General features: G+C 40.8%; 22 protein-coding genes. 10 read left to right on the forward strand and 12 right to left on the reverse strand.

The features are described 5' to 3' along the window. Positions 1 to 129 precede the first annotated feature (129 nt). The 6 genes from sbcD to Q0A08_RS24015 all read left to right on the forward strand — a co-directional run bounded on the left by sbcD (position 130) and on the right by Q0A08_RS24015 (position 8709). Complete coding sequence (sbcD, locus tag Q0A08_RS23990; protein WP_438464053.1) at positions 130 to 1386, forward strand: exonuclease subunit SbcD; 1257 nt, start codon at positions 130 to 132, stop codon at positions 1384 to 1386. Then, a complete protein-coding gene (locus Q0A08_RS23995; protein ID WP_438464054.1) occupies positions 1373 to 5092 on the forward strand; it encodes an AAA family ATPase in 3720 nt (1239 codons plus the stop codon). The genes sbcD and Q0A08_RS23995 overlap by 14 nt, the downstream gene beginning before the upstream one ends. Before the next feature lie 395 nt (positions 5093 to 5487). Further along, the gene (gene minC, locus Q0A08_RS24000; RefSeq protein WP_438464055.1) at positions 5488 to 6216 is read left to right on the forward strand and encodes a septum site-determining protein MinC; all 729 of its coding nucleotides are present in this window, start codon (positions 5488 to 5490) and stop codon (positions 6214 to 6216) included. A gap of 106 nt (positions 6217 to 6322) precedes the next feature. Next, complete coding sequence (minD, locus tag Q0A08_RS24005) at positions 6323 to 7132, forward strand: septum site-determining protein MinD (RefSeq protein WP_438464056.1); 810 nt, start codon at positions 6323 to 6325, stop codon at positions 7130 to 7132. Between the two features lie 4 nt (positions 7133 to 7136). After that, the gene (minE, locus tag Q0A08_RS24010; RefSeq protein WP_009833334.1) at positions 7137 to 7394 is read left to right on the forward strand and encodes a cell division topological specificity factor MinE; all 258 of its coding nucleotides are present in this window, start codon (positions 7137 to 7139) and stop codon (positions 7392 to 7394) included. 139 nt (positions 7395 to 7533) lie between these two features. Next, positions 7534 to 8709: a cytochrome-c peroxidase gene (locus Q0A08_RS24015; RefSeq protein ID WP_438464057.1), complete on the forward strand. Its 1176-nt coding sequence runs from the start codon at positions 7534 to 7536 to the stop codon at positions 8707 to 8709. Positions 8710 to 8756: 47 nt separating this feature from the next. Here the strand turns inward: Q0A08_RS24015 and Q0A08_RS24020 are convergent, their stop codons facing one another. From Q0A08_RS24020 to Q0A08_RS24040, 5 genes are all read right to left on the reverse strand, one after another. After that, entirely contained in the window at positions 8757 to 9467 is a 711-nt protein-coding gene (locus Q0A08_RS24020) for a hypothetical protein (protein ID WP_438464058.1), read from the reverse strand. Positions 9468 to 9740: 273 nt separating this feature from the next. Beyond that, a complete protein-coding gene (locus Q0A08_RS24025; RefSeq protein ID WP_438464059.1) occupies positions 9741 to 10910 on the reverse strand; it encodes a cation:proton antiporter in 1170 nt (389 codons plus the stop codon). 4 nt (positions 10911 to 10914) lie between these two features. Further along, positions 10915 to 11583: a TIGR04211 family SH3 domain-containing protein gene (locus tag Q0A08_RS24030; RefSeq protein WP_438464060.1), complete on the reverse strand. Its 669-nt coding sequence runs from the start codon at positions 11581 to 11583 to the stop codon at positions 10915 to 10917. Positions 11584 to 11725: 142 nt separating this feature from the next. Continuing rightward, positions 11726 to 12223 carry a DUF934 domain-containing protein gene (locus tag Q0A08_RS24035; protein WP_438464061.1) on the reverse strand — a complete coding sequence of 166 codons (498 nt, stop codon included), beginning with the start codon at positions 12221 to 12223 and terminating at the stop codon, positions 11726 to 11728. Beyond that, positions 12207 to 13868, reverse strand: a complete 1662-nt coding sequence (locus Q0A08_RS24040) for a nitrite/sulfite reductase (RefSeq protein WP_438464062.1) — start codon at positions 13866 to 13868, stop codon at positions 12207 to 12209. Before Q0A08_RS24040 ends, Q0A08_RS24035 begins: the two co-directional genes overlap by 17 nt. Before the next feature lie 274 nt (positions 13869 to 14142). On the opposite strand from Q0A08_RS24040, the gene nfuA reads away from it, so the two are divergent. After that, positions 14143 to 14724: a Fe-S biogenesis protein NfuA gene (gene nfuA, locus Q0A08_RS24045; RefSeq protein ID WP_438464063.1), complete on the forward strand. Its 582-nt coding sequence runs from the start codon at positions 14143 to 14145 to the stop codon at positions 14722 to 14724. A gap of 57 nt (positions 14725 to 14781) precedes the next feature. Here nfuA and Q0A08_RS24050 read toward each other — a convergent pair whose 3' ends face one another. After that, on the reverse strand, positions 14782 to 15858 hold the full coding sequence (locus Q0A08_RS24050; protein WP_438464064.1) for a 3-deoxy-7-phosphoheptulonate synthase: 1077 nt from the start codon (positions 15856 to 15858) through the stop codon (positions 14782 to 14784). A gap of 110 nt (positions 15859 to 15968) precedes the next feature. Continuing rightward, complete coding sequence (locus Q0A08_RS24055) at positions 15969 to 16733, reverse strand: sulfite exporter TauE/SafE family protein (RefSeq protein ID WP_438464065.1); 765 nt, start codon at positions 16731 to 16733, stop codon at positions 15969 to 15971. Between the two features lie 109 nt (positions 16734 to 16842). Between Q0A08_RS24055 and cysB the strand changes: the two genes are divergently transcribed. Further along, entirely contained in the window at positions 16843 to 17817 is a 975-nt protein-coding gene (cysB, locus tag Q0A08_RS24060) for an HTH-type transcriptional regulator CysB (RefSeq protein ID WP_438464067.1), read from the forward strand. Positions 17818 to 17952: 135 nt separating this feature from the next. Here the strand turns inward: cysB and Q0A08_RS24065 are convergent, their stop codons facing one another. The 5 genes from Q0A08_RS24065 to Q0A08_RS24085 form a co-directional block, all read right to left on the reverse strand. Continuing rightward, positions 17953 to 18360, reverse strand: a complete 408-nt coding sequence (locus tag Q0A08_RS24065; RefSeq protein WP_438464068.1) for a DUF2069 domain-containing protein — start codon at positions 18358 to 18360, stop codon at positions 17953 to 17955. 31 nt (positions 18361 to 18391) lie between these two features. After that, the gene (gene wrbA, locus Q0A08_RS24070) at positions 18392 to 18994 is read right to left on the reverse strand and encodes an NAD(P)H:quinone oxidoreductase (protein ID WP_438464069.1); all 603 of its coding nucleotides are present in this window, start codon (positions 18992 to 18994) and stop codon (positions 18392 to 18394) included. 48 nt (positions 18995 to 19042) lie between these two features. Then, complete coding sequence (gene arsC / locus Q0A08_RS24075) at positions 19043 to 19390, reverse strand: arsenate reductase (glutaredoxin) (RefSeq protein WP_438464071.1); 348 nt, start codon at positions 19388 to 19390, stop codon at positions 19043 to 19045. A gap of 96 nt (positions 19391 to 19486) precedes the next feature. Next, the gene (locus Q0A08_RS24080; RefSeq protein ID WP_438464073.1) at positions 19487 to 21214 is read right to left on the reverse strand and encodes a proline--tRNA ligase; all 1728 of its coding nucleotides are present in this window, start codon (positions 21212 to 21214) and stop codon (positions 19487 to 19489) included. 33 nt (positions 21215 to 21247) lie between these two features. Beyond that, the gene (locus Q0A08_RS24085; RefSeq protein ID WP_438464074.1) at positions 21248 to 22117 is read right to left on the reverse strand and encodes an SMP-30/gluconolactonase/LRE family protein; all 870 of its coding nucleotides are present in this window, start codon (positions 22115 to 22117) and stop codon (positions 21248 to 21250) included. An 80-nt stretch (positions 22118 to 22197) separates the two neighbouring features. Between Q0A08_RS24085 and Q0A08_RS24090 the strand changes: the two genes are divergently transcribed. Then, positions 22198 to 22644, forward strand: coding sequence for an HIT domain-containing protein (locus Q0A08_RS24090; protein ID WP_438464075.1), 447 nt, complete (start codon positions 22198 to 22200; stop codon positions 22642 to 22644). Between the two features lie 32 nt (positions 22645 to 22676). Beyond that, positions 22677 to 24581: a DUF2786 domain-containing protein gene (locus Q0A08_RS24095; protein WP_438464076.1), complete on the forward strand. Its 1905-nt coding sequence runs from the start codon at positions 22677 to 22679 to the stop codon at positions 24579 to 24581. The last annotated feature ends 37 nt before the right edge of the window (positions 24582 to 24618 follow it).

Below are 24618 nucleotides of genomic sequence, written 5' to 3' on the forward strand. Positions count from 1 at the left end.
AAACTTTGCTTCTTAAAGAGGTTTAATTGCTGAGATAGCATACTGGTTTTCATCACTTTTTTTATTTTATGCTGCAATAAACTCTGCTATTCGTTACTCTGCACCTTCCAATAAACATGCGATAGCTTGATGAAAATTCTACATACATCTGACTGGCATCTTGGTCAGTTCTTTATGGGTAAAAGTCGAAAAAGTGAACATGGTGCGCTTATCAATTGGTTATTCGAATGCGTCGAAGAGCAAGCCGTTGATGTCGTTATCATAGCGGGGGATATTTTTGATACAGGATCGCCGCCAAGCTATGCCCGTGAACTATATAACCAGTTGGTGTTAGGCCTTCATAAACGCGAGTGTCAGCTTGTGATTGTTGCTGGTAATCATGACTCGGTGAGTATGCTTAACGAGTCCAAAACCTTACTGGCAGAGCTAACAACTTATGTTGTTGCCGCTGCTGACCCGCAACAGCCAGATGAGCACGTTATCAAACTGTATAAAAAAGGCTGCTCAGATGTGGCTGCTTTATTGTGTGCAGTGCCTTATATTCGACCTCGTGATGTTTTTCAAAGTGAAGCAGGTCTTGATGAGCGAAGTAAGCAGGGCTTGTTGGCAGAACAGATTAAAGACTTTTATCAAGATGTGTATCAAGCGGCACAAACTCAATCTCAATTATTTGGTGGTGTACCTATATTAGGCTCAGGCCATTTAACCACACTAGGTGCAAGCATTTCTGAATCCGTACGTGAAATCTATGTGGGGACATTAGAGTCTTTTCCCATTGATTATTTTCCGCCATTTTCCTACCTAGCACTAGGGCATATACATAGATCTCAAAAAGTATCTGGCCTTGAGCATGTGCGTTATTCCGGTTCTCCTATCGCGTTAAGTTTTGATGAAGTGGCACGTAATAAAAGTATGGTGCTGGTGGATTATTCAAACAGTCATACTGAGCCTGTGATTCAAACGTTAGATATTCCATGTTTTCAAACGCTATTCAGCACAAAAGGTGAGCTCAATCAGGTCGTTAAAGAGCTAATTGAAGTTCATGCCAGTCTCGATAACTCACTTACGCAAGCATCAACTTTATGGGCGGAAGTGACTTTAGTGTCAGATGAATATGTATCTGACTTATATCGACAACTGCAAATGGCATTAGAAGGTTTGGACATCGAGTTATTAAGAGTTAAGCGACAGTTAAAAACTCAGGTGCAATCTATGCCACAGAGTAGTAAAGAAACTTTGGCAGAGCTTTCCGTGACTGAGGTGTTTGAACTTTGTGTAGACAGTGCTGGAATAGACGAAGATAAAGCCCAACTAACTCATTTATTTAAGCAGCAATATCAAGCCATGCTCGCTTCTCAAGAGGCGTTAGACGATGAAAATCTGTAGCCTGAGATTAAAAAACATTAACTCTTTGAAGGGGGAGTGGAAGCTAGACTTTACTCAATCACCTTTTAGTGATGCGGGAGTTTTTGCCATAGTCGGTGCGACTGGTGCTGGCAAAACCAGCCTATTAGATGCCATATGTTTAGCTTTATTTCATGAAACACCTCGTTTGAAAGTAACACCTTCTCATAACGAAGTTATGACACGCCATACGGCTGAATGTTTAGCAGAAGTTGAGTTCGAGGTTAAGTCTGTTCGTTATCGTGCATTTTGGAGCCAACGACGAGCACGTGAAAAAAGTGATGGTAAGTTACAACCTGTCAATGTTGAGCTTTGTTTAGTCTCAGGTGAAGTACTGACAACTAAAGTAAATGAAAAGCTGACGTTAATGGCCCAAATTACAGGCTTAGATTTTGCCCGGTTTACTAAGTCCATGTTGTTAGCACAAGGAGGCTTCTCTGCGTTTTTAAATGCAGAAGCAAATGCTAGAGCTGAGCTATTAGAAGAGTTAACGGGAACGGAAGTTTACGGTGATATTTCTAAATATGTGTTTGAAGAGCATAAGCGACAACGCCAAGAGCTGCTTTTACAAGAGCAACAGTTGGACGAATACGAAAGTTTAGACGAAGACACTTTAGCTAGTCTAAGGCAAAAAGAAGCTGAGTTTACTGAACGAGAAAAAACATTAAAAATACAAAAAGAGAGTCATGAAAAGCAATTGAGTTGGCTCACCGCTTGGCAAAATCTCAGTAGGAAGCAGGTTGATTTAAATGAGGTTTTTGAAGGAAGTGAAAAAGCGTGGGAAGCGTTTAAGCCTAGCATAACTGCCCTTGAGGCCGCTTCAAAAGCAGAGCTTATCGGTCAATTCTTTGAGCAAAAACAAAAGACACTCTTTGTCGAAGGAGAGGCGACTGAAAAACTGACGCTATCCCAATATGATCTAGTTACTTTGAAAGAAACGAAAAGCCACTTGCTCGAAAAGGAAGCAAGTGCCAAAGCTAAATATGCATTAGATGCGTCTGATTTTGAAAATTTTAGTCAATTAGAAAGTAAGGTGATTAGTCCGCTTTTAAGTGAAAAAAATAAGCAAGGTGCCTTATTATCTAAAGCAGAATCTGACTTTAAAGAGGTCTCTGAACAAGGTCAAAAATTAGAGTATCAGATTAAACTAGATATTCAGCAGCTCGCGAAATTTTCTCATGAGAAACAGCAGCTTGACGTCACATTAAATCAATCACAACAAAATGAATTAATTAACAATGAGTTGGTGGCTTGGCAACAGCAGTGGCAAAACCTGCTTGAGCAGCAAACGTCCTTGCAACAGGCTCAGCAAGTAACAGATAAGTTGTTATTTGATAAAACTGAGTCAATGGGTCGTCAGCAACATAATCAGGCAAATATAGCCCTTGAAACAGGCAAGTTAACAAGTCTAGATAATGATCTTAACATAGCTGAAAACGATATTCTTAATTTGACTTTAGGTGTTCAGGTGAGCACTTGGATTGAAGCTGATAGACACGCTTTGCAGGAGTCGAGCTTAATTCAGCAGGCTTGGCAAATTGTTCAAAACTATGAACAAGCAAAAAGGCAATATCAGCGTTTAGAAGAACAGAAAATTGTTAATCAGACACAAAAAGATCATTTAGATCAGCAGTTAATAGCGAAACGACAAGCCTTTCAAGAGGCAAAAGCACATCTCGCGACTCTTGAACTACTAGCAAAGAAAGAAGAACGTATTGTTCAGCTGGAGGCCTTAAGGTCTGAGTTAGCGGACAATGATGCCTGTGTTTTATGTGGCTCTTTAGATCACCCTTATGCTCATGGTCATCAGCCTAGCGTTAACCAACAAACACTTGCTCAGTATGATACTCAGTCAACTAAGGTAAATCAGCTTGAAAGTGAGGGTCGTGAGTTAAAATCTCAGCGACAAACATTAGACGTTTTAATTAGTCAGCAAGAAGCGCACCTGTTAGAGCAAAAGTCTGTCGTTGATCAAATTGAGCAAGGTGCGAATGATTTAAGTTTACCTAATGAGAAGGTGTGGCCTGCGATTTCTGACCTCATGGCTTGGCAAGGTATTTACTCAGAGTCTCAAGCTGTAAAAGCTCAAAATGAAAATACACGAACTCAGCTCACGCCACTTATTCAAGAGGCAGACAATACGCGTCAGCAAACTCAAATGGCGAGACAAAATCTTGATAAGCTCATACAGCAACAAGAATACGAAATTCAATCCTTACAAGCATTGAATGACCGTCTTGAGGCGATTGCTAAAGATAATGAAGCAGAGGTTGCTCTTTTTAACGATAAGCAAACGAAGCTCTTACATCAAATAACACCCCATCTTGATGTGCCTTATGATTTTCAGCAACTTAATCAAGCATTTGATCAGCTCAAAAATAGGTTAAATGTCTGGCAAGATGCGCAAGCCAGACAAACTATTTTAATACAGCAAGAAGCGAATCAGGCAGTAAAACTAGAGGCTAACGAAGAAGGATTGAGACAACTGAAACAAAAAAGTCATGAGCTAAGTTTGGTGCTAGATACTTATCAAAAAGACTTAAGTTTGATTCAACAGCAGTTATTCTCTCATCTAGGTGAGCAGAGCTTAGAGCAGAAAAAAGATTCATTAAAACAGATGCTTACTTTATCAGAACAAACCTTTAAAAGTGCTCAGCAGGCAGTGCTAGAGCATAATGCTGATGTACAATCTCTTGAAGGAAGCTTATCTGCTCAAACTCAAAGTCTTACGACCTTGCGTGATGACAAAGCAAATGCAGAAAAGATCTGGCTAGAAAAGTTATCTAGTTCAGGATTTGAAGACGAAAAAAATTGGCAAGCACAGCGTTTGACCGAAACTGACATGGCGCGTTTATCAGAGCAGAAAAAGCGCCATGAAGAAGAAAGGGCTCAGGCCAAAGATAGGTTATTACAAGTAAAAGGTGATATTGAAAATCATCAAAGTACCTTGTCAGGAAACACAGAATTCACACTGGAGAAAGCTCTCAGCTATAAAGGCGATGAGTTAGATAACCAGATAAATGCATTGCAACAAACGATTGCTGAATTAGCCTTGAAACATAGCCAAGAACATCAGAGTTATGGACAGGTACAAATGCAGCTTAAAGCGCATGATGAGGCACAAGTTAAATATCAATCGAATCTAATTAAGTTAGATAAAGCGCGTGAAGATATGGCTTTAATGACTCAGTTACAACAGTTAATTGGTGCGGCCGATGGCGCTAAGTTTCGAAAATTTGCGCAAAGTCTTACTTTGGATAACCTTTTGTACTTGGCGAATCAAAGACTAACCCTGTTACATGATAGGTACCAGTTGAAACGCAAAGTGGGAGATAGGTTAGAGTTAATTGTATTAGATACTTGGCAAGCAGATAGTGAAAGAGACACTCGCACCTTATCTGGCGGTGAATCATTTTTAGTCAGTTTAGCGCTCGCATTAGCGTTATCTGATTTGGTTTCCCATAAAACCAGTATTGATTCGCTCTTCTTAGATGAAGGTTTTGGTACTTTGGATAGCGAAACACTGGATATTGCACTGGATGCCTTAGAGTTACTTAATGCTGCGGGTAAAATGATAGGCATAATTAGCCATGTTGAAGCATTAAAAGAACGAATTCCTGTGCAAATTAAATTATCAAAATTGCCCGGACTTGGTGTTAGCCAATTAGATAAGGCCTACGCTGTTTAGAAGGTATGAACTTCTCTCTAGTTGTAGAGAGAAGTTGTCCCCAGAAACCCTACAATAACTCTCTGAATAAGTGTGATTTCATTTTACTTTTCAGTGCTTTAACTCCTTGTCTAGCTTCTTTTTTATTTTTTTTATGTTTCAAAAGCTTTAACGTGTAAAGATGGTTATCAGATGCTTTTTAGCAGGTTAGTGAGTACCTCACTGCGCCAAAGTTTTGTGTATATTTGAAAAAAACATTTCAGTTAAAATTACAAGTTTGCGGAAAAGAATTAACTTTTGTTGTAGAAAGGTATTTCTTGAGGGTGAATCCCTGTTTCTGGCTTTCTTTAAATTTTGAGCTTGTTAAAATAAGTGTGGCGAAAGAGCGCTTCAACACCATTTATAAGGACACATGTATGTCAGAGTCAAACTTCCAGTTCAAAGGAAGTGTTGTGACCACTATTTTGTTAGAAATTAGTCATTTTGATGAAATGTCACTGATTGCTGCAATTGAAAACAAAGTAGAGCAAGCGCCTAACTTTTTTCAGATGGCCCCTGTTATTATTGATCTGTCAAAATTGGATCAAGTGATTAATCTAGACGAATTTAATCGTCTTTTGCTACATTTAAAAAATCTAGGCTTGAGCCCGATTGGCTGGCGTTCACATGAAACGAATAAGCCTGCTTGGCAAGATGAGGCGAGTTTACCTTTGTTGCCAGCATCAAAAACACGAGCAACTAGATTAGAAAATAATGTTAATCAAGATAAAGCTAACCCTGATGTTGTGATTAAAACTGTCGTTGAAGAGAAGAGAGTTGCACAAAGCTCAAAAATTATCAGTAAACCGATACGCTCAGGGCAGCAGGTATACGCAGAAGGAGATTTAATTATACTATCTTCTGTCAGCGCAGGTGCAGAAGTACTTGCCGATGGCAGCATCCATGTTTATGGTGCTTTAAGAGGCCGAGCTTTGGCTGGTGTTAAGGGCGATAGTAATGCGCGCATCTTTTGTCGTAGTATGGAAGCCGAGCTAGTATCAATCGCGGGTAATTTTATCCTGAGTGATGCATTACAGAAAATTTTGTGGAAGGAATCTGCACAAGTTTTGTTGAATGATGAAAATTTAGATGTTGTAGCTTTTTAGTCTGCTCAAATTAAGTTAATGCCGCGACTATTAATATGTATGGCTTGACCTTCTAAATTATAAAAAATGATAAATACGCATAAAAAATGCGTTTGGGAGAAATAAATTGGCGAAAATTATTGTGGTAACGTCAGGTAAAGGCGGGGTAGGGAAGACCACGTCAAGTGCTGCTATTGGCACTGGCTTGGCTCTAAACGGCCATAAAACTGTCATTATTGATTTTGATGTAGGTTTACGAAACCTAGATTTAATCATGGGCTGTGAACGCCGTGTTGTATATGATTTTGTAAATGTTATTAATGGTGAAGCAACACTGACTCAAGCTTTGATTAAAGATAAACGTACAAAGAATTTATCTATATTACCTGCGTCGCAAACACGTGATAAAGATGCCTTGTCGCAAGAAGGTGTTCAGCAAGTCTTAAACGAACTGGGTAAGACTTATGATTATATCGTTTGTGACTCACCTGCGGGTATTGAAAGAGGGGCACAAATGGCCCTTTACTTCGCAGACATTGCGATTGTTGTGACTAACCCAGAAGTATCTTCCGTACGAGATTCAGATCGTATTTTAGGTATTTTGCAAAGTAAGTCTCGCCGTGCAGAACAAGGCATGGACCCTATTGAAGAACATTTACTGCTAACTCGCTATCACCCTGAACGTGTTGAACAAGGTGAGATGTTGGGTGTGGCTGATGTCGAAGAGATTCTGGCTATTCCTCTTCTCGGTGTAATCCCAGAATCTGAGGCTGTGTTAAAAGCGTCTAACCAAGGTACGCCTGTTATTTTGGATACTGTGTCAGAAGCAGGCTTAGCATACGATGATGCAGTACACAGATTACTAGGCGAAGATCGTCCTTTACGCTTTTTGGAAGTGCCTAAAAAAGGCTTTTTTAAACGATTACTTGGGGGTTAGTTGAGTGGGTATTTTTGATTATTTTAAAAGTAAGAATGAGCCTACATCAGCGTCTGTAGCGAAAGAGCGTTTACAAATTATAGTGGCACATGAGCGCGGTAAAAGGCAGCAGCCAGATTACTTACCTCAGATGCAGAAAGAAATCATTGAGGTGATCCGCAAATACGTCAATATTGGATCGGATGATGTTCAAATACAGTTGGAAAACATTGAGGATTGTTCAGTATTAGAGCTGAATGTGACCCTTCCAGACCAAGCTTAACATCATACTTATTTGAGCTTTACGAAAAGCAGCATGAAAATGCTGCTTTTTTTTGACTTTTGTCAAAACGATAATGCTTACTATTTGTGTTATTATTTGTAAGAAGTTCAAATTAAGATTGTTTAGAAAAAGGTGAAGTGTGCGCAAATTAACTTGGTTATTGTGTTTATCTGGTTTTGCATTGACAGCATGTCAATCTGTCGATGAAACCACTAGTGTGCTTGTAACAAAAAAGAAATCGAGTTTACCTCTTGCTATGGATGATCCTATGGCTAAATTAGGCGGGCAGCTCTACTTTGATGTTAACTTGTCTCTCAACCGTAACCAGTCATGTGCCACCTGTCATAACCCGGCAAAAGGTTTTATTGATGACAGAGATAGTGGTGTCTCTGGAATGGCTTCTCTTGGTTCAGATAATGTTTCAATTGGTGATCGTAATGCGCCAACTGCTGCTTATGCAGCTTTAAGCCCTTTGTTTTCAAAAAATCAGGAAGGTAAATACATTGGTGGCCAATTTCATGATGGTAGAGCCTCAACTCTGGCTGATCAAGCTGCTGGACCGCCTTTAAACCCAGGCGAAATGGCAATGTTGTCTGAGGACCAAGTGCTGGAAAGGCTTAATGAAAATAGCACATATCAAAAACTGTTTACGCAGTTATTTGGGGATAAGGTGTTGACGGACAGTAAACGGGCTTACAAAGGAATGAGTGATGCCATTATGGCATTCGAGCAAACTGAGCTGTTTATGCCGTTTGATTCTAAATACGATAGATATTTACGTGGCGAAGTGGCATTTACGGATCAAGAAGAGCTGGGTAGAACCCTGTTTTTCTCAGAACAATTTACTAACTGTAATCAGTGTCATCAGCTAAGTTCTTCGCCTTTTTATGCAACAGAAAGTTTTACCGATTTCAGTTATCACAATATAGGTGTGCCAGAGAATAAAGCCCTTAGAGCGGTAAATGGTGTGACAGCCACTGATTTTGGTTTGTTTAATAATCCAGAAGCAAGTTTTGAGTCTGAGAAAGGAAAATTTAAGGTACCAAGTTTGCGTAATATCGCTGTGACTGGGCCTTATATGCACAATGGTGTTTTTCAAGACTTAAAAACAGTGGTTTTGTTTTATGATAAATACAACAATGTTACACGCAAAAATAACCCTGAAACAGGTGAATTATGGGGGCAGCCAGAAGTTGGGATAAACCTAGCGACTGAATTAACTGATGGCCCAGCATTACCGGATAAAAGAGTGGATGCCATAGTGGCATTCCTTAAGACGTTAACTGATGCTCGATATGAGTCCCAGTTAAATTAAAATCAAAAAAAGCCCCGAAAGGGGCTTTTTTGATTTAAGAATTAACCTTAATGATGTTTCTTTTTCAACTCAGGGAAGCCTGCTTCATTTAATTTAACGCGACTAACTAGGTCATTATTAGTGCTTAAAATAGTCACGGTGTAGCCACCTTCATCATTGCTTGTCACTTCACCTAATTTTAAGCTTTCGTTATTTAGGCGTATAAGTCGAGCTTCAGCAAGCGTGGTCATTTCTTCAAGAGTTAGGGCATGTTTCTCAATATATGCTTCACGCTTCTCTTGTCTTCTTTCTGCTTTCTCTGCCATTCTTTCTTCATGTTCTGGGCTCATGTCACCTTGTTTGCCAAAGTGTTTGCTGTAGCCACGCTCGCCTTTGTCACATTGGCCTTTACCTTTTTTGCCACCTTTACCGCCATGTTTTGAAAACAAGCCTAAGAATGGTGCATCAACCGGCAATCCATATTTATTCAACTCAAAACTCTTTTCTCCTTCTTCTGTACCACTTAGGGTAACTAAAAAGGTGCCTTGAGCGGTTTTCTCAATACTTTCTAGGCTTGTCTCAGCATTACGACTTCTTAGTAGTTTTGCTTCAACCAAGGTATTGATTTCAGTTAAGCTGTATTCTCGCTCAAGCTGAATATTGCCATGCTTCATCATTCTATCGCCATCATTTGGCATAGCCGTCGCAAGACCTGTTAGAGATAAACCGCAAAGGCTAATTAGGGCAATAGTAGAGGTCTTTTTAAAATACTTTTTCATGTTTAGCTCCATTGTTTTACTGAATTTTAATAAATGAAAAACCGGTTGTTTTTCGATGTGTTTAGTAAAACATTGGCATGTCGCAAAAGTTTGTCAGTCTAGAGCTAAATTGTCGCAAGATGTATCAAATTTAAAAAGTCTTATGAGTTTGATACAAGCTCGGTAACTTTCAGCAAAGTCGATACATTTGTTTAGGGACAGCTATGGAAGGTAGCTTGATAAACAGACAAAAAAATACCAACACTAGGTTGGCATTTTTCTATCTGTTGCGCTTTAGTCTCGCCTTAATTTATCTGATATGGCGATAGGGTTAGGGTAGTTTAGTATCACCACATAAGTTGATAGCGCGAAGCTTAGAATGGCAGTTGCTTGAATAACATGAGAGGCCTCTATACCAATAAGGCCAATACTTGCTGATAAGTAAGCAATTAACAAAGAGAACTCACTCACTTGTCCTAGTCTAAAGCCGACTTCCCAAGAGGTTGAGGCATCTTCTTTAAGACCTTTTAATAAATATCTAAATACGACGGGTTTTAATAGCATGCTAGTAACTGCCAAAATAATGGCAGGCACTATCACAAGGCCTAATAACTCAAGATTAAAGCTTGCCCCGATTGTGAAGAAGAAGAGTACTAGGAAAAAGTCTCTTAAAGGCTTTAAATGCGTTGCTATGTATTGAGAGATCGGGCTAGTTGCTAAAGCAACTCCGCCAATAAAGGCCCCCATTTCAGCCGAAAGGCCGAGATATTCAGCCGCAACGGCCATAGATAAACACCAGCCAATCGATACTAAAAAGATGAACTCATGAAAGCGGTCGAATTTAGCAATTAATTTAAGCAGTACATATTTAACAAATAAGAAGGCAAGAGCGATAAGGCTCGGCAGACCTATGATAGGAATCAAGATTTGGCTAGCGCTACTTTCTTGTGTACCTGCGATGCTGTAAAGCACCAATAAAACCGCAATAGCGATTATATCTTGTAACAATAGAAGGCCAACAACCAGCTCACCTGTGTGCTTATGGTGTAAAACTGTGGTGGGTAATAACTTGATACAAACAATGGTACTAGAGAACATCATGGCGATGCCTATGATGCTAGATTCAATCTGGCTATAGCCAAATGCTAAGGCAATCGAATAACCAACACCCGCAAAAGCAATCGAACTCAAGAGGGCAACCCAGGAGGCCTTTTTAAGCATATTGAGCAAGTGGCTTGGCTGCATATCCAAACCTAATAGGAAGAGTAAGAAAATGATGCCTATGTGAGACATCTCATCCATGAGTTTGGGTTCATTGATAAGGCTAAGTGCGTAAGGGCCTAAAAGGGCACCAAGTGCGATGTAAGCAATTATCAGAGGTTGTCTAGTATAAAGTGCAACTGTCGCAATAACAGCTGCACCGGCAAAGATAAGGAAAAAAGAGTGGACTATGGAAACTTCCATCTAGTTACGACCATGCTCCATTGTTAGCTTTCTTACGACGTATTGAAGGAGCAATAACACCAAACAATACTCCGAGTACTAATGTGCCAGCTCCAATAATAAACCATTTTAGCTGACGCTCATCTTTTAAGCGTATTGTTTCAGCTTCTGCAAATTGTAAGCGTTGCATAATAGAGTCAACTTCAAAACTCATTACTTCTTTGTCTTTCACGATTTCTTGTGCTTGAAGCGTTAGCTCGTTTAAGTCAGCTAGCTTTTGCTCTAGAGATGTTTTGTCCGAAGAGAGTCCAGCAACATCTTTTTTCAGCTGATTAATGAGAGCACTTGATTGGTTAAGCTGCTTTTGAATGGTTAGCTTACTTTCGATGAGTTCTGTTATTTGGGTTTCTTGTTCGATGACTTTCTCACGCGTTACCTTTTTACCTGTGAGGTAGTAGTCCGCAATCCAACCTTCATTTCCTTTTGGAGTAAGTACTCTTGTATGGCCGTTAGCTCGTTCAAGTACCTCTAAAGATGTACCACTACGAAGTCCTCTTTCAACAGCACGAGTGCTATTGTCTTGACCTTCTCGTACTGAGACAAATTGAATGTCTGATACATATGCTGTTTCAGCATATACTGATGTGGCGAAGAAAATAGCCAATAGTGCAGTGATGATATTTTTATAAAACACGTTAAGACCCTTTAACAATCAACAACTTTAGCGTGTTTTATACCTTAATGATGGGGAACAAAATACGCAATAGAAAAAGGCCCATGAAGGGCCTTTTCTTTAAGCAAATTAACAAGATTCGCTAATTTTACTGCTATTTTGTCTAGCGGCGAGCAAAAACGGGTCTTGGATCTGCTACATCACCTTGATACGCAACGGAAAAAGGCTTGTGCAATAATAGCGCTTTTTCAATATCAACTGATTCGTTGAACTGGAAGCCATTAAAGCCAACACGCAGCATATAGCCTTGCTGATCAGGGATAAAGTTGCCTAAAGCGCGCACTTCACCTTGATAGTTAAGACGCTCACGCAATAAACGTGCATAGCTAAAGCAACGGCCATCAGCAAAAGCTAAGAAGTTCAAGCCGATTACAGCAAGCTCAGAAAGGTCTTTGCCTACTAGAGGTTCAGTACTTTCTGTACTATCAATCCAGATACCAGCAACGCCAGATGTATCATGAGCATCATCTAACCAAAGGTTTAGTGGGATGATAGCTTTTGCTTTTTGATCACCAGCTAATGCTTCAACAGCTTGCTCTTGATCTTGGATCCAGTTCAGATCGCAATCTTGGATTACGCCGTCTTTAATTATTTTTTGCATAAGCTGCCTCTTTGTATGGAGCGATGCCAATACGACGGTAGGTGTCGATGAATCTCTCTTCTTCAGTTCTGTTATCAATATAAACGCTAACAATTTTTTCTATGATGCTGCCAATCTCTTCTTCAGAGAATGACGGTCCAATAATCTTACCTATACTGGCATCGTGACCAGAAGCGCCACCGATAGAAACTTGGTAGAACTCTTCACCTTTCTTATCAACACCTAAAATACCTAGGTTACCAACATGGTGGTGTCCACAAGCATTCATGCAGCCTGAGATGTTCAAATCAAGGTCGCCAATGTCGTATAGATAGTCTAGGTCAGAGAAGCGCTCTTGGATCTGTTGAGCGATCGGGATAGATTTTGCGTTGGCTAGGGCGCAGAAGTCACCACCAGGGCAGCAAATCATATCAGTCAATAAACCTAGCGTTGGTGTTGCGAAACCAGCATCTTTCGCGGCTTCCCATAACTCAACTAATTGCTCTTGTTCTACATCAGCAAGTACTAGGTTTTGCTCATGGCTTACTCTTAACTCACCAAAGCTGTACTTATCAGCAAAATCAGCTGCAAGGTCCATTTGTTCTGATGTCGCATCACCTGGCGCAATGCCTGTTTTCTTCAAGGTTAGCGTGACAATACGGTAGCCGTCTTTCTTGTGAGAGAAAGTGTTACGCTCATACCAACGAGCAAAACCTGGGCTCTGGCTTAACTTTTCAGTGAGAGTACTTGGATTATTGCTTAACGCTTTGTATGCAGGTTCTGTAAAGAAGCTCTGTAAACGTTCGAATTCAACTTCAGGTACTGTGTTTTCACGACCTTTCAAGTATTCCCACTCAGCTTCAACGCGAGTACGGATTTCATCGATACCCAATGCTTTGGTTAAAATCTTGATGCGAGCTTTGTATTTATTTAAGCGGTTACCTTGTTGGTTATACACCCTAAGAATCGCTTCCAAGTATGACAAAATGTCTTTACGAGGCATAAACTCACAAATTGTTGTGCCTATCATTGGCGTACGACCAAGACCACCACCAACAATAACTTTAAAGCCGATTTCGCCAGCATCATTTTTCTTAATGTGAAGGCCGATATCGTGAACTTGAGTTGCCGCTCTATCTGCAGATTCAGTTGCATTTACCGCAATTTTGAATTTACGAGGTAGGAAAGCGAATTCAGGGTGGAAAGTAGACCACTGACGAATCATTTCACAGTAAGGACGAGGATCAACGATCTCATCATCAATTACACCCGCATACTGGTCAGTGGTGGTGTTACGAATACAGTTACCACTTGTTTGTACTGCGTGCATTTGAACTTCAGCAAGTTCTGCCAAAATATCTGGCACAGACTCAAGTGTTGGCCAGTTTAATTGTAGGTTTTGGCGAGTACTAAAGTGGCCGTAACCACGGTCGTAGCGACGACTGATATCAGCAAGTTTACGAATTTGCTTACTTGAAAGCATGCCATAAGGAATGGCGATTCGAAGCATAGGCGCGTGACGTTGAACGTAAAGGCCATTTTGTAAACGAAGAGGTAGAAATTCTGCCTCTGGAAGCTCGTTATTAAGAAAGCGTTGAGTTTGATCGCGAAATTGATTCACGCGTTCTTCAACAATTTGCTGATCTATTGCGTCATATTGATACATTTTGGAACAACCACTAAGTAGACAAATAATATTTGCGGCTACTTTAGCAAAATTACTATATACAAAAAACGAATATTTATGCATATGGTTAGTGGTTTTACTGATAAGGCATATCAGTCGAAATTTTTATCTTTTAGGATTTTGCATAAGGTGTAATAAATGCGACTTTTTTATTGAATTAATACCTTAGTTATCTACTTGGTCTTTCGTTGCCTTAGTGATTTAAGTTACCATAGCCTTATGATTTGCCTTACCGATTTTATGAAGGTTATATATGAATATTACGATTACTGACAGTGCTCAAGAATACTTGGGTTCATTATTAGAGAAGCAAGACGTTGAAGGGATGGCTGTTCGCATATTTATTCAGCAGCCAGGCACGCCTTACGCAGAAACATGCCTTGCCTATTGCCGACCAGAAGAGATGGTCGACACAGATGAAGTGTTGAATCTTCCTAAGCTAAAAGTATTGATTGAAAAGAATTCAGTAAACTTTTTAGATGAAGCTTTTGTTGATTATGCAAAAGAGAAGATGGGCGGTCAGCTTACGATTAAGGCGCCAAACGCAAAAATGCCTAAAGTATCTGCGGATAGCCCATTAGAAGATCAAATTAACTATGTGCTTTATTCTGATATCAACCCAGGCCTAGCCTCTCATGGTGGTGAAGTGAGTTTGGTTGAAATCAAAGAAGGTAATATTGCAATATTGAAATTTGGCGGTGGTTGCCAAGGTTGTAGTGCAGTTGACTTAACACTGAAAGAAGGTGTTGAAAAAACTCTGATTGAAAAAGTGCCTGCATTGAACGGCGTGCAAGATTCGACCGATCATACTGTGACAGATAATGCTTTCATGTAACCAATGACTAAGCATAAAAAAAGGAGGCTGATGCCTCCTTTTTTTATGTCTAACGAATTAACCGCGAGGACGCTTAGGTAGCGTATCTCTTAACTGATCGGCCATTTCAAGTAGGCTTTTCTCAGTTGTTTCCCAGTCAATACACGCGTCAGTTACAGATACGCCGTATTCAAGATCGGCAAGGTTTTCACTAATCTTTTGGTTGCCCCAGCCAATGTTACTCTCAATCATTAGACCCATAATAGAGTTGTTACCCTCTAGAATTTGTTTAGTTGCATCTTTAGCGACTAATGGTTGGATTTCAGGTTTCTTGTTCGAGTTTTCGTGTGAACAGTCAATCATGATGTTTGCTGGAATTTTAGCTTTATCCATTGCTTGCTCAGTTAACGCAACATTCACTGAATCATAGTTTGGTTTGCCATTACCACCACGAAGAACCATGTGGCCATAACGATTACCTTTAGTGGTAATAACGCTGACTTGACCTTGTTCGTCTATACCAAGGAAAGAGTGTGAATGAGCAGTAGACTGAATGGCATTGACAGCAACAGTCATAGAGCCATCTGTACCGTTCTTAAAGCCAATAGGGCCAGATAGGCCACTTGCCATTTCTCTATGGGTTTGTGACTCAGTTGTACGTGCTCCAATCGCAGACCAGCTAATAAGGTCTTGATAGTACTGAGGCGAAATAGGATCTAGTGCTTCAGTTGCTAGTGGTAGACCAAGTTCAGAAAGGTCTAGTAACAGTTTACGGGCAATATGCATGCCTTCTTCGATCGCAAAAGTATCGTTGCGGTGCGGATCGTTAATAAGACCTTTCCAGCCAACAGTCGTGCGTGGCTTTTCAAAATAGACGCGCATGATGATATACAGAGTATCGCTGACCTTTTCAGATAGCGCTTTTAGTCTTTTTGCATAATCTAAAGCGGCTTCTGGATCATGGATTGAACAAGGTCCAATCACGATAGCAAGACGGTGATCCTTGCCATCTAAAATATTTTTAATATCATCACGGCCTTGAGTTACTGTGGCACGGATGGCTTCGCTCACTGGTAGCTCTTCTTTAAGGGCTTGTGGGGTAACCAGTGGCTTAAAAGAAGATACGTTTAAATCTTCGAGACGGGCGTCGCTCATTAATCTTTTCCTGCGTTATTCTGCTAGTTTGTTATGCTTTTTTAATTATGGTTTCTCTCGGATTTTTATCCAAGGGGTTAGTATTGTACATATTGTTTATCTTTGTGCATTCAGAAAAACAAATATTTTATGCCAAACCCCATTAAAGCACTGGCAAGAACAGGTTGTAAGACCTTGTTTGGCACTCGTGTTGCGACTAATGTACCAACATAGATGGCAGGGATTGAACCAATTAAAAGTGCCACAAGTAATGAGTAATCGACATTGCCTAAAGCGAGATGGCCAAGTCCTGCAACTAATGTCAGAGGGACAGCGTGGGCTAAATCTGTGCCTACGATATTTCGCGCAGACATAGCAGGGAATAAAATCATCATCAAAGCAGTGCCCAGTGCGCCAGCACCAACTGATGTTAAAGTCACTAGTGAACCTAGAATGATGCCACTTAAAAAGATATAGGTATGGCTTTTTTGTGAATTGGCGCTATCTATCTTGTTTGGATTAATCAACTTCTTTTTGAAAATGATGACAAATGCTGTTGCCACTAACATGACGCCAAGGGAGCTGGTTAGAATGGTTTGGTAATTTTCAGGCGCGTGAAATCGAGATAGCCCCCAGATAGTTAATAAAGATGCAGGAATACTACCAGCGGCCATACTGCCCATGATTTTCCAGTTAACATGCCCATGCTTTGCATGCATGACTACTCCTGTACTTTTGGCTATGCCCGCATACATTAAGTCGGTTCCGATTGCGATATTGGCAGGAAAACCAAACATGAGTAATAGAGGCGTCATTAATGATCCACCGCCAACACCTGTCATGCCTACGGCGAAGCCAACACCGACTCCCGCTAATATGTACCAAATAAAATCCATCGTTTTCCATCTATATGTGGTTTAAGCTGGCAACGTTAGAGCTTTTTCTCTATTCTATAAAGTAATATTTTCTTATGTTTTTAATCCTTTTTCGAATAAGGGCTCCTACATGAAACTACAGCAACTTAGATATATCTGGGAAGTGGCCCGTCACGACCTAAATGTTTCAGCAACCGCGCAGAGTCTATATACCTCTCAACCTGGTGTGAGTAAGCAAATTCGTTTGCTCGAGGACGAACTGGGAGTGGAAGTGTTTGCCAGAAGTGGTAAGCATTTGACCCATGTAACACCGGCTGGTGAAAAGATAATTGAAATAGCAGGTGAGATACTTAACCAAACTAAAAACATAAAAAAAGTCGCAAAAGAATTTAGTGATGATAGAAAAGGGGCGTTAGATATCGCGACGACCCATACGCAAGCAAGGTATGCATTGCCGAGTGTCATCCACCAATTTATGGAAGGTTATCCAGATGTTACTTTGCATATGCATCAGGGCACGCCGATGCAAATTGCTGAAATGGCCAATGATGGTGTTGTAGACTTTGCTATTGCCACTGAAGCACTAGAGCTGTTTGGTAATCTTGTGATGCTGCCTTGCTATACTTGGAACCGTTCCGTAGTGGTGCCAAAAGATCACCCACTTGCTCAGGAAGAAAAGCTTAGCTTAGAAACTTTGGCTGCCTATCCTATTGTTACTTACGTATTTGGTTTTACAGGCCGATCTCAATTAGACCAAGCTTTCCAAGCGGCTGAACTTGAGCCTAATGTTGTATTTACGGCGGCTGACTCAGATGTCATTAAAACCTATGTTAGATTGGGTTTGGGTGTGGGTATTGTCGCAACCATGGCTTACGACCAAAAGTTAGATGAAGACCTTGTAGCGCTGGATGCATCTCATTTATTTGAAGATAGTTGTACCCGCATTGGTATACGTTCTAACGCCTTTATACGTGGATACATGTATGAGTTTATTCAGTCTTTTGCTCCTCACCTAACGCGAGATAGAGTGGAGGCGGCAATGGAAGCGTCAGGCCGTCATGAGGTTGATGCTATCTTCGAAGGTATCGAACTGCCTAGATTGTAATGAATGAAGTTTGAGCAATAAAAAAGGGTGCAATTGCACCCTTTTTTATTGGACTAGTCAGTCATTTAATCAATCGTTAAGTTACTTTGTTGACTACTTGTTCTACCAAGCTTCGCTTGCATCTGATTAAAGTGATTAATCCTTAATTGGGAGTTCGCTCAGTCCTTTCCATCTTGCATACATAAGTGCAACGATAAATAAAATTACTGATAAAAGTGTTTCACTCATGCCATAAGCCCAAGCGTGGGTTTGGATCCAGTTTAAAACTCCAGCGACAAAGTAGATGAGCGTGACAAAGCAGGTCCATATTGCGCCTCTATAGCTACCAGACAAGGTGCCAGGAAACACCATGAGTAGTGGCAAAATGGCAACGGTTAGGACTATCCATGGCGCGTTCAGCTCAATTTTATTGAGTGTTAAATGCCAGATTGCGATTGTCAAAATCAAAGCGCATAAATTTAAAACCATCAAGGGTTTAGTTTGTTTGCAAAGCGCCTTATACGATTTTCTCTCAGAAGGCGTGACGTGTTCTCTTTTTGCCATTGTTATCGATTTCTCACTAAATAGACTTGTATTAAGACTCGTTTAAAAGGGCTTTGCATAACTTAGCAAGACGTTCGCCTTGGTCATGGCAAAGTTTACTTTCTTCTTCACTCAGTGCTGAAGAGCCAGTGCTAGAGGCAAAATGACTAGCACCATAAGGTGTGCCACCTGACGCTGTCTTGTGAAGAGCAGGACTTTTATAGCTTAAGCCGTGAATTATCATGCCGTGGTGAAATAGTGGTGTCATTAATGCTTGTAAGCACATCTCTTGACCACCATGCATTGTGCTCGCACTCGTGAAAACACTGGCAGGTTTGTTGGCAAGCTGACCCGACATCCAGATCATAGACGTTTGGTCTAAAAAGTATTTTAAAGGGCTAGCGATGCCACCAAAATAAGATGGGCTTCCTAATGCTAAGGCGCTGCAATTAGCCAGGTCATCTAAGCTGCAATATGGCGCACCATCTGCAGGAATAGGGTCTTGTGCTGCTTGTGTGATATCAGCAATTTCTGGCACTTGTCTTATCATCACGTCCAGTGAGATTTGTTGCTTAGCGCCGCGAGCAATATGCTTTGCCATTTCTGCAACAGAGCCGTGACGGCTGTAATATAAAACCAAAATATAAGGCGTCATTATCTCTACTTTTTAATCTAGTGGATCAGCTGTAAACCTAATGTTTTATTATTTAAATAGTTCTAGAACTTGCTCAGGCGGACGACCAATTTTCGCTTTTTCATTGTGAATCACAATTGGGCGTTCGATTAACTTAGGGAATTGAGTCATAGCAACTAGGCGTTCTTCATCAGTCACTGTGTCTAAATGAAGGTTGTTTTCTTTATAAATGGCTTCTTTAGTACGCATTAGCTGAATCGGGGTGATCTCTAATTGCGCTAATAGGGTTTTTAGCTCATCTACGTTTGGCGTATCTTCTAGATATAAACGAACTTGAGCGTCTATTTGGTTACTTTCTAATAGGGCTAATGTTTCACGAGATTTTGAGCAGCGAGGATTGTGATAAATTGTTGTCATCTTAATTCCTTATAACTTACTGCCGCGCTTGTTTAGACGGTTAAATAACTAGCTAAACTAGTGTCTAAACAAGCGTGGCGATAAATAAATTAAATGTTAGTTTAGGCGTGAAATAAGTGTCTCAACCAGTGAGTCAAGGCTCAAATCATCGTTGTCGCCAGTACGTCTATGTTTGTACTCAATAGTGCCTTTATCTAGGCCTTTATCGCTAATAACAACACGATGAGGGATACCTAAAAGCTCAGCATCAGCAAACTTAACACCAGGGCTTGCTTTACGATCATCGAGCATTACATCCACACCTGCAGCTTGTAGTTCTGCATAGATACGGTCTGCTTGTTCACGTACTGCTTCAGATTTCTCGTACTTCATCGCCACAATAGACACTTGGAAAGGCGCAATAGAATCAGGCCATAAAATGCCTTTGTCATCAAAGTTCTGCTCGATAGCCGCAGCTACAACTCGTGATACACCAATCCCGTAGCAACCCATCCACATAGTTTGTGCTTTACCGTTTTCATCCAGTACATTGGCATTTAGTGCTTCAGCATATTTTTGACCAAGTTGGAAAATATGGCCTACTTCGATGCCGCGCTTAATTTCAATCACGCCCTTGCCATCTGGAGAAGGGTCTCCAGCAACAACATTACGGATGTCAGCAACTTCAACTTCGCCAAAGTCACGTTCCCAGTTAACGCCGGTAACGTGATAATCATCTTTGTTTGCGCCTGCACAGAAATCAGATAAAACAGCAGCAGAACGGTCAGCAATTACTCGAATGCCTTTCTCTACTAGACCAACAGGGCCAATTGAGCCAGGTTGACAACCAATCTGAGCTTGAATGTCTGCCTCAGAAGCGAATTCGAATGGCACTAGCGCACCTTCGATCTTCTCTACTTTAATTTCATTAATGTTGTGATCACCACGCAATACTAAAGCGATGATGGTGCTTTCGCCTTCCGCATTTTGACCTTTAATCAACATGGTTTTAACTGTTTTCTTAACATCTAAAGATAAGAAATCAGCAACTTGCTGAATGGTCTTGCAATTAGGTGTTAGGATTTCTTCTAAAGCAAGTGTCGGTGCATCGGCGGCTTGTTTTTCGCTAATGGCTTCAGCAAGTTCAATGTTTGCTGCAAAATCAGAGCTATCGCTGAACGCAATATCATCTTCACCAGACTCGGCAAGTACATGGAACTCATGGGAGAAGGCGCCACCGATACTGCCTGTGTCAGCGCGCACAGGGCGATAGTTTAGCCCTACACGGTCAAACACCTTGCAGTATGCGTCATGCATTACGTCATAAGTTGTTTGTAATGACTCGGATGAAGCATGAAAAGAGTAAGCATCTTTCATCATAAACTCACGTGAACGCATCACACCAAAACGTGGTCTTACTTCGTCACGGAACTTCGTTTGAATTTGAAATAAGTTAAGAGGTAGTTGCTTATAGCTGCTAATCTCATTGCGAACAAGATCAGTTACCACTTCTTCGTGGGTTGGTCCAAGGCAATAGTCGCGCTCATGGCGATCTTTAATGCGCAATAGTTCTGGACCATACTCTTGCCAGCGGCCAGATTCTTCCCACAACTCTTTTGGCTGAACGCCAGGCATAATGATTTCTAAAGCACCAGCTTTTTGCATTTCTTCACGGACAATGTTCTCTACTTTGCGGAACACCTTTAGGCCCGTGGGTAGCCAAGTGTACAAACCTTTGGAGACTTGGCGAATCATGCCTGCTCGCATCATAAGTTTGTGGCTTGTTACAACTGCATCAGTTGGAGGATTACGTAAAGTAGAAAATAAATAATTGCTTGCGCGCATTGTTCTGTCGTCTATTTTAGTTAAAGTTAAATGCTATTGATCAAATCTGGCTTCGATCAGACCTGGTGTTGTCACGTCCATGGCAAAAATGCCCCCTGCTTGAGGGTAATCTTTCAATTCTTCTTCTGTATGGGCGCCGCGACAAGTTGATATGAAGAGTGTTTTCATATCCTTGCCACCAAATGCGACCATTGTAGGATAAATCGCAGGGACAGGGTACTCTTCTAGGATATTACCTTGCGGACTAATTTTAACAATTCTTTGTCCTTGGTAGAGAGCAGACCAATAATTACCTTCGCTATCGACTGCGGCACCATCAGGACGGCCATTGCCATGGGGGAAACGGATAAAGTCTCGTTTGTTGCTCGCTTCACCTGTTTCCATATTATAGTCAAATTGATAGACCACATGATTTGGTGTGTCAGAGTAATACATGGTTTTTCCATCGGGTGAAAAAGCCAGTCCATTTGATGTCCAGGCAGCCTGATCCAGAACCTTGTTTTCACCATTTGAAAACTGATGCAATGCTCCCTTGAACGCATCTTTGGTTGAATACATGGTGCCAGCTAAAAAGCGGCCTTTATAATCACAGCGTCCATCATTAAATCGAGTAGTCGTTTGATCGTAATCAGCTAACCAATAGGGCTTAAGCTCAGCGTTGAAGCTGTCAAATGTGTATACCCCAGAACGAAAAGCGGCAATAAAACCGCCTTTTTCAGTTAGCGAGAAACACCCGATAGCTTCATCAAACTTTCTTATATCATGTCGATTGTTTTTAGTATCAAAGGCATGCAGCTCAAATGAGTCGATATCTACAAAATAAAGGCACTCATTGATCTCGTCCCAGCGAGGGCATTCTGCAAGTTTAGCTTTAGCATCTATAACACAAGGTAAATTTGTCATCTTAGGCTCTTGATTCTGGGTGGATTTTCAATGGGGTGCTATAGTGCTTATGTATAAACGTATTGTAAATAGGAAGTCGTATGTTTGAGCTAGATGAAAGATTAAAAAAGGACTCAGTCAAAGTAGGGGAGTTTCCTTTATGTGAGTTACGCTTAATTAATGATGCTAACTATACTTGGTTTGTTCTCGTGCCTAAACGCGTTGCAATTACCGAGATATACCAGCTAGAAGAACCAGATAGACACATGTTAATGAACGAAAGTTGCCTACTTGCGGAAACACTGCATGACGCTTTCTCTCCCGATAAGCTAAATGTTGCCGCTATCGGCAATAAAGTGCATCAATTACACCTACACCATGTTGTACGTTTTACCTCGGACAAAGCATGGCCAGAGCCTGTATGGGGCAAGTTTCCAGCCCTCGCATATAAAAAGGCAGAGTTGGCTAGTATTTTGCAAAAGATTCGAGTGTTGTTGGCTGATGATCTGATTGTGACTGAAGATACGGATGGTCAATTATATTTTTGAATTACGTTGCCAATGTGCATAAGGCAGAATTTATGAGCATACGAAGAAGAAAAAAAGCTATATCCAAAGTTGTAAAACTATTGAATCTTGCTACTTCTAGTAATCCAAGTGAAGCGACAATGGCGTTAAGGCATGCAGAAGCAATTGTGCGCCAAAACTCAATTAGTCGTTCTGAGGTGCCTTTATCTGCTTTATGTGACCCGATTACCTTAAATAAGGTGAAATGGGGTGCGCAGACACAATCAACTTACACCCCTAAATACGCAAGAACCTCTTCTGCTGCAAGCCAGCAATTTAATGAAGCACCAGTTGATAAAACTCATACCTATGCGGGGGCTAGAACGATTCTTGATGAAGAATATGTATCTGAGCCTGAGTTTGACCCTATCAAAGAAGCTGCGCGCGAGAACGAAGAGCGTGAAGCTGAGATGTTGCGCAAAAAAGCAGAACGTTTGAACGCTGAAAAAGCAAGGAAAGCGGCTGAGTTAAAAGAACAAGAAGCACAAAAAATAGCTAAAGAGAAAGCAGAAAAAGAAAGGCTAAAAGCAGCGGCAGAGTTGCAGGCTGAAAGGGAAAGACAAGAAATTGAACGTTATGCTGCACAAGCCAAACTAAAGATGGAGCATGAACAAGCTGAACTCGCGAAAAAGAATGCAGCGCAAAACCTGCTAGACGAAGTTCAGGGTGATGAAATTAAAACCGACGAAGTATTAAATAAAAGTGAAGGCATGGAATTTGATGAACAAGTCGAAACGCCTCATGACATACCTAAGGAATCAGAACAAATGAAAGCAGAGACGATTAGCGCTGACACCGATGTTTTATCAAGTGCGTCTTTGAATACAGATAATGTGATTAATGCTGCCAGTGCATTTAGGCCCGAAGGTGTCATCTTCAGTAAGCAGTTAAAAGACCAATATGCAGCGAGTGATCCTGCTATTCCATTTGAAGATGATGAGTACTGGCAAAAAGTTGCAGCTCAATTGGCTGGCTTTGATGAAAATGCGATTCAACTTTCGATTGATACTATCGAAAAGCAATTGGTTCTATCGAAAGAGTCTCTAGCTGAAAAAAGACAATCTAGACTTGCTGCTGAACAAGAAGAGCTTAATGAAAGGCAAGAGCGTGCTCGTATTGAGTTGAGTTTTGAAGAGGCGATTGAAAGAGCCTTTCAGGCGCGCGCTAAAGCTTATGAAGCTTGGGAGAAGCAAAAGTCTGAAATTCGAGTTGAGTGTCTACGCTCAGAACAAGAAGCTCAACACGGCTATGAAGAGTTAACCCAAGACTTAGACAGAGTAAAAGCAGACTTTCAGCAACATGTTAAGCGCAAACAGGATTTTCATGCCGCTAAAATTATGCATGAATTGCGTTGTCACTTAGCTCTGGCTGTTTCTGTAAGTGGTGAAGGCAAAGACTCATTTGATAAAGTTGTCACCATTATGTCTGAAGCGGGTTTGACGCTTAAAGATTTAGAGTTTTCAGATATAAAAAACAAGAGTTTGTTTATTCGTTTGTTAGAAAGAGAAACAGCGTCTATTGAAGATGTTGTCGCAAGAGAAAGTCACACTGAAGAAATGCTTTCAAAGTTCTTGTCTTCAACGCTAACAAAACGAGAGCCAGTTAAAACAGAGAACCCATTGCAACAAATTGAGAAACTTTTAGGGGCAGCAAGCCTAGGTTCGCAATTTGAGGCGCAAAAGAGTATTGAACAAACTTTCCATTTAATGGAGCTTCACGGTATTAGTGTTAGAGATATTGATCTAACAAAGATCACCAAATATTCCGTGTTTGTTCGTTTATTAAATTGGGAGGCTGAAAAAATCCCTTCATTGACTGAGCGTGAACAGTTCACCGCTTCAATCTTAGAAGAGTATGTTACCTCTTCAATTCATGGTGATGCTGGTGCGAGAGATAAGGTGAGTAAAAATAAAGCCTAACTCAAGCCTTATTCAGTTTGGGTCAGTCGAATAGTAT

Source organism: Marinomonas sp. PE14-40, assembly GCF_051623805.1.
Taxonomy (GTDB): Bacteria; Pseudomonadota; Gammaproteobacteria; order Pseudomonadales; family Marinomonadaceae; genus Marinomonas.

Excerpts from the sequence above, each read along its gene's own strand:
- sbcD (WP_438464053.1), top strand. The coding sequence starts at position 130 with ATGAAAATTCTACATACATCTGACTGGCATCTTGGTCAGTTCTTTATG.
- Q0A08_RS23995 (WP_438464054.1), top strand. The coding sequence starts at position 1,373 with ATGAAAATCTGTAGCCTGAGATTAAAAAACATTAACTCTTTGAAGGGG.
- minC (WP_438464055.1), top strand. The coding sequence starts at position 5,488 with ATGTCAGAGTCAAACTTCCAGTTCAAAGGAAGTGTTGTGACCACTATT.
- Q0A08_RS24020 (WP_438464058.1), bottom strand. The coding sequence starts at position 9,467 with ATGAAAAAGTATTTTAAAAAGACCTCTACTATTGCCCTAATTAGCCTT.
- Q0A08_RS24025 (WP_438464059.1), bottom strand. The coding sequence starts at position 10,910 with ATGGAAGTTTCCATAGTCCACTCTTTTTTCCTTATCTTTGCCGGTGCA.
- Q0A08_RS24035 (WP_438464061.1), bottom strand. The coding sequence starts at position 12,223 with ATGCAAAAAATAATTAAAGACGGCGTAATCCAAGATTGCGATCTGAAC.
- Q0A08_RS24040 (WP_438464062.1), bottom strand. The coding sequence starts at position 13,868 with ATGTATCAATATGACGCAATAGATCAGCAAATTGTTGAAGAACGCGTG.
- nfuA (WP_438464063.1), top strand. The coding sequence starts at position 14,143 with ATGAATATTACGATTACTGACAGTGCTCAAGAATACTTGGGTTCATTA.
- Q0A08_RS24050 (WP_438464064.1), bottom strand. The coding sequence starts at position 15,858 with ATGAGCGACGCCCGTCTCGAAGATTTAAACGTATCTTCTTTTAAGCCA.
- Q0A08_RS24055 (WP_438464065.1), bottom strand. The coding sequence starts at position 16,733 with ATGGATTTTATTTGGTACATATTAGCGGGAGTCGGTGTTGGCTTCGCC.
- cysB (WP_438464067.1), top strand. The coding sequence starts at position 16,843 with ATGAAACTACAGCAACTTAGATATATCTGGGAAGTGGCCCGTCACGAC.
- Q0A08_RS24065 (WP_438464068.1), bottom strand. The coding sequence starts at position 18,360 with ATGGCAAAAAGAGAACACGTCACGCCTTCTGAGAGAAAATCGTATAAG.
- wrbA (WP_438464069.1), bottom strand. The coding sequence starts at position 18,994 with ATGACGCCTTATATTTTGGTTTTATATTACAGCCGTCACGGCTCTGTT.
- arsC (WP_438464071.1), bottom strand. The coding sequence starts at position 19,390 with ATGACAACAATTTATCACAATCCTCGCTGCTCAAAATCTCGTGAAACA.
- Q0A08_RS24080 (WP_438464073.1), bottom strand. The coding sequence starts at position 21,214 with ATGCGCGCAAGCAATTATTTATTTTCTACTTTACGTAATCCTCCAACT.
- Q0A08_RS24085 (WP_438464074.1), bottom strand. The coding sequence starts at position 22,117 with ATGACAAATTTACCTTGTGTTATAGATGCTAAAGCTAAACTTGCAGAA.
- Q0A08_RS24090 (WP_438464075.1), top strand. The coding sequence starts at position 22,198 with ATGTTTGAGCTAGATGAAAGATTAAAAAAGGACTCAGTCAAAGTAGGG.
- Q0A08_RS24095 (WP_438464076.1), top strand. The coding sequence starts at position 22,677 with ATGAGCATACGAAGAAGAAAAAAAGCTATATCCAAAGTTGTAAAACTA.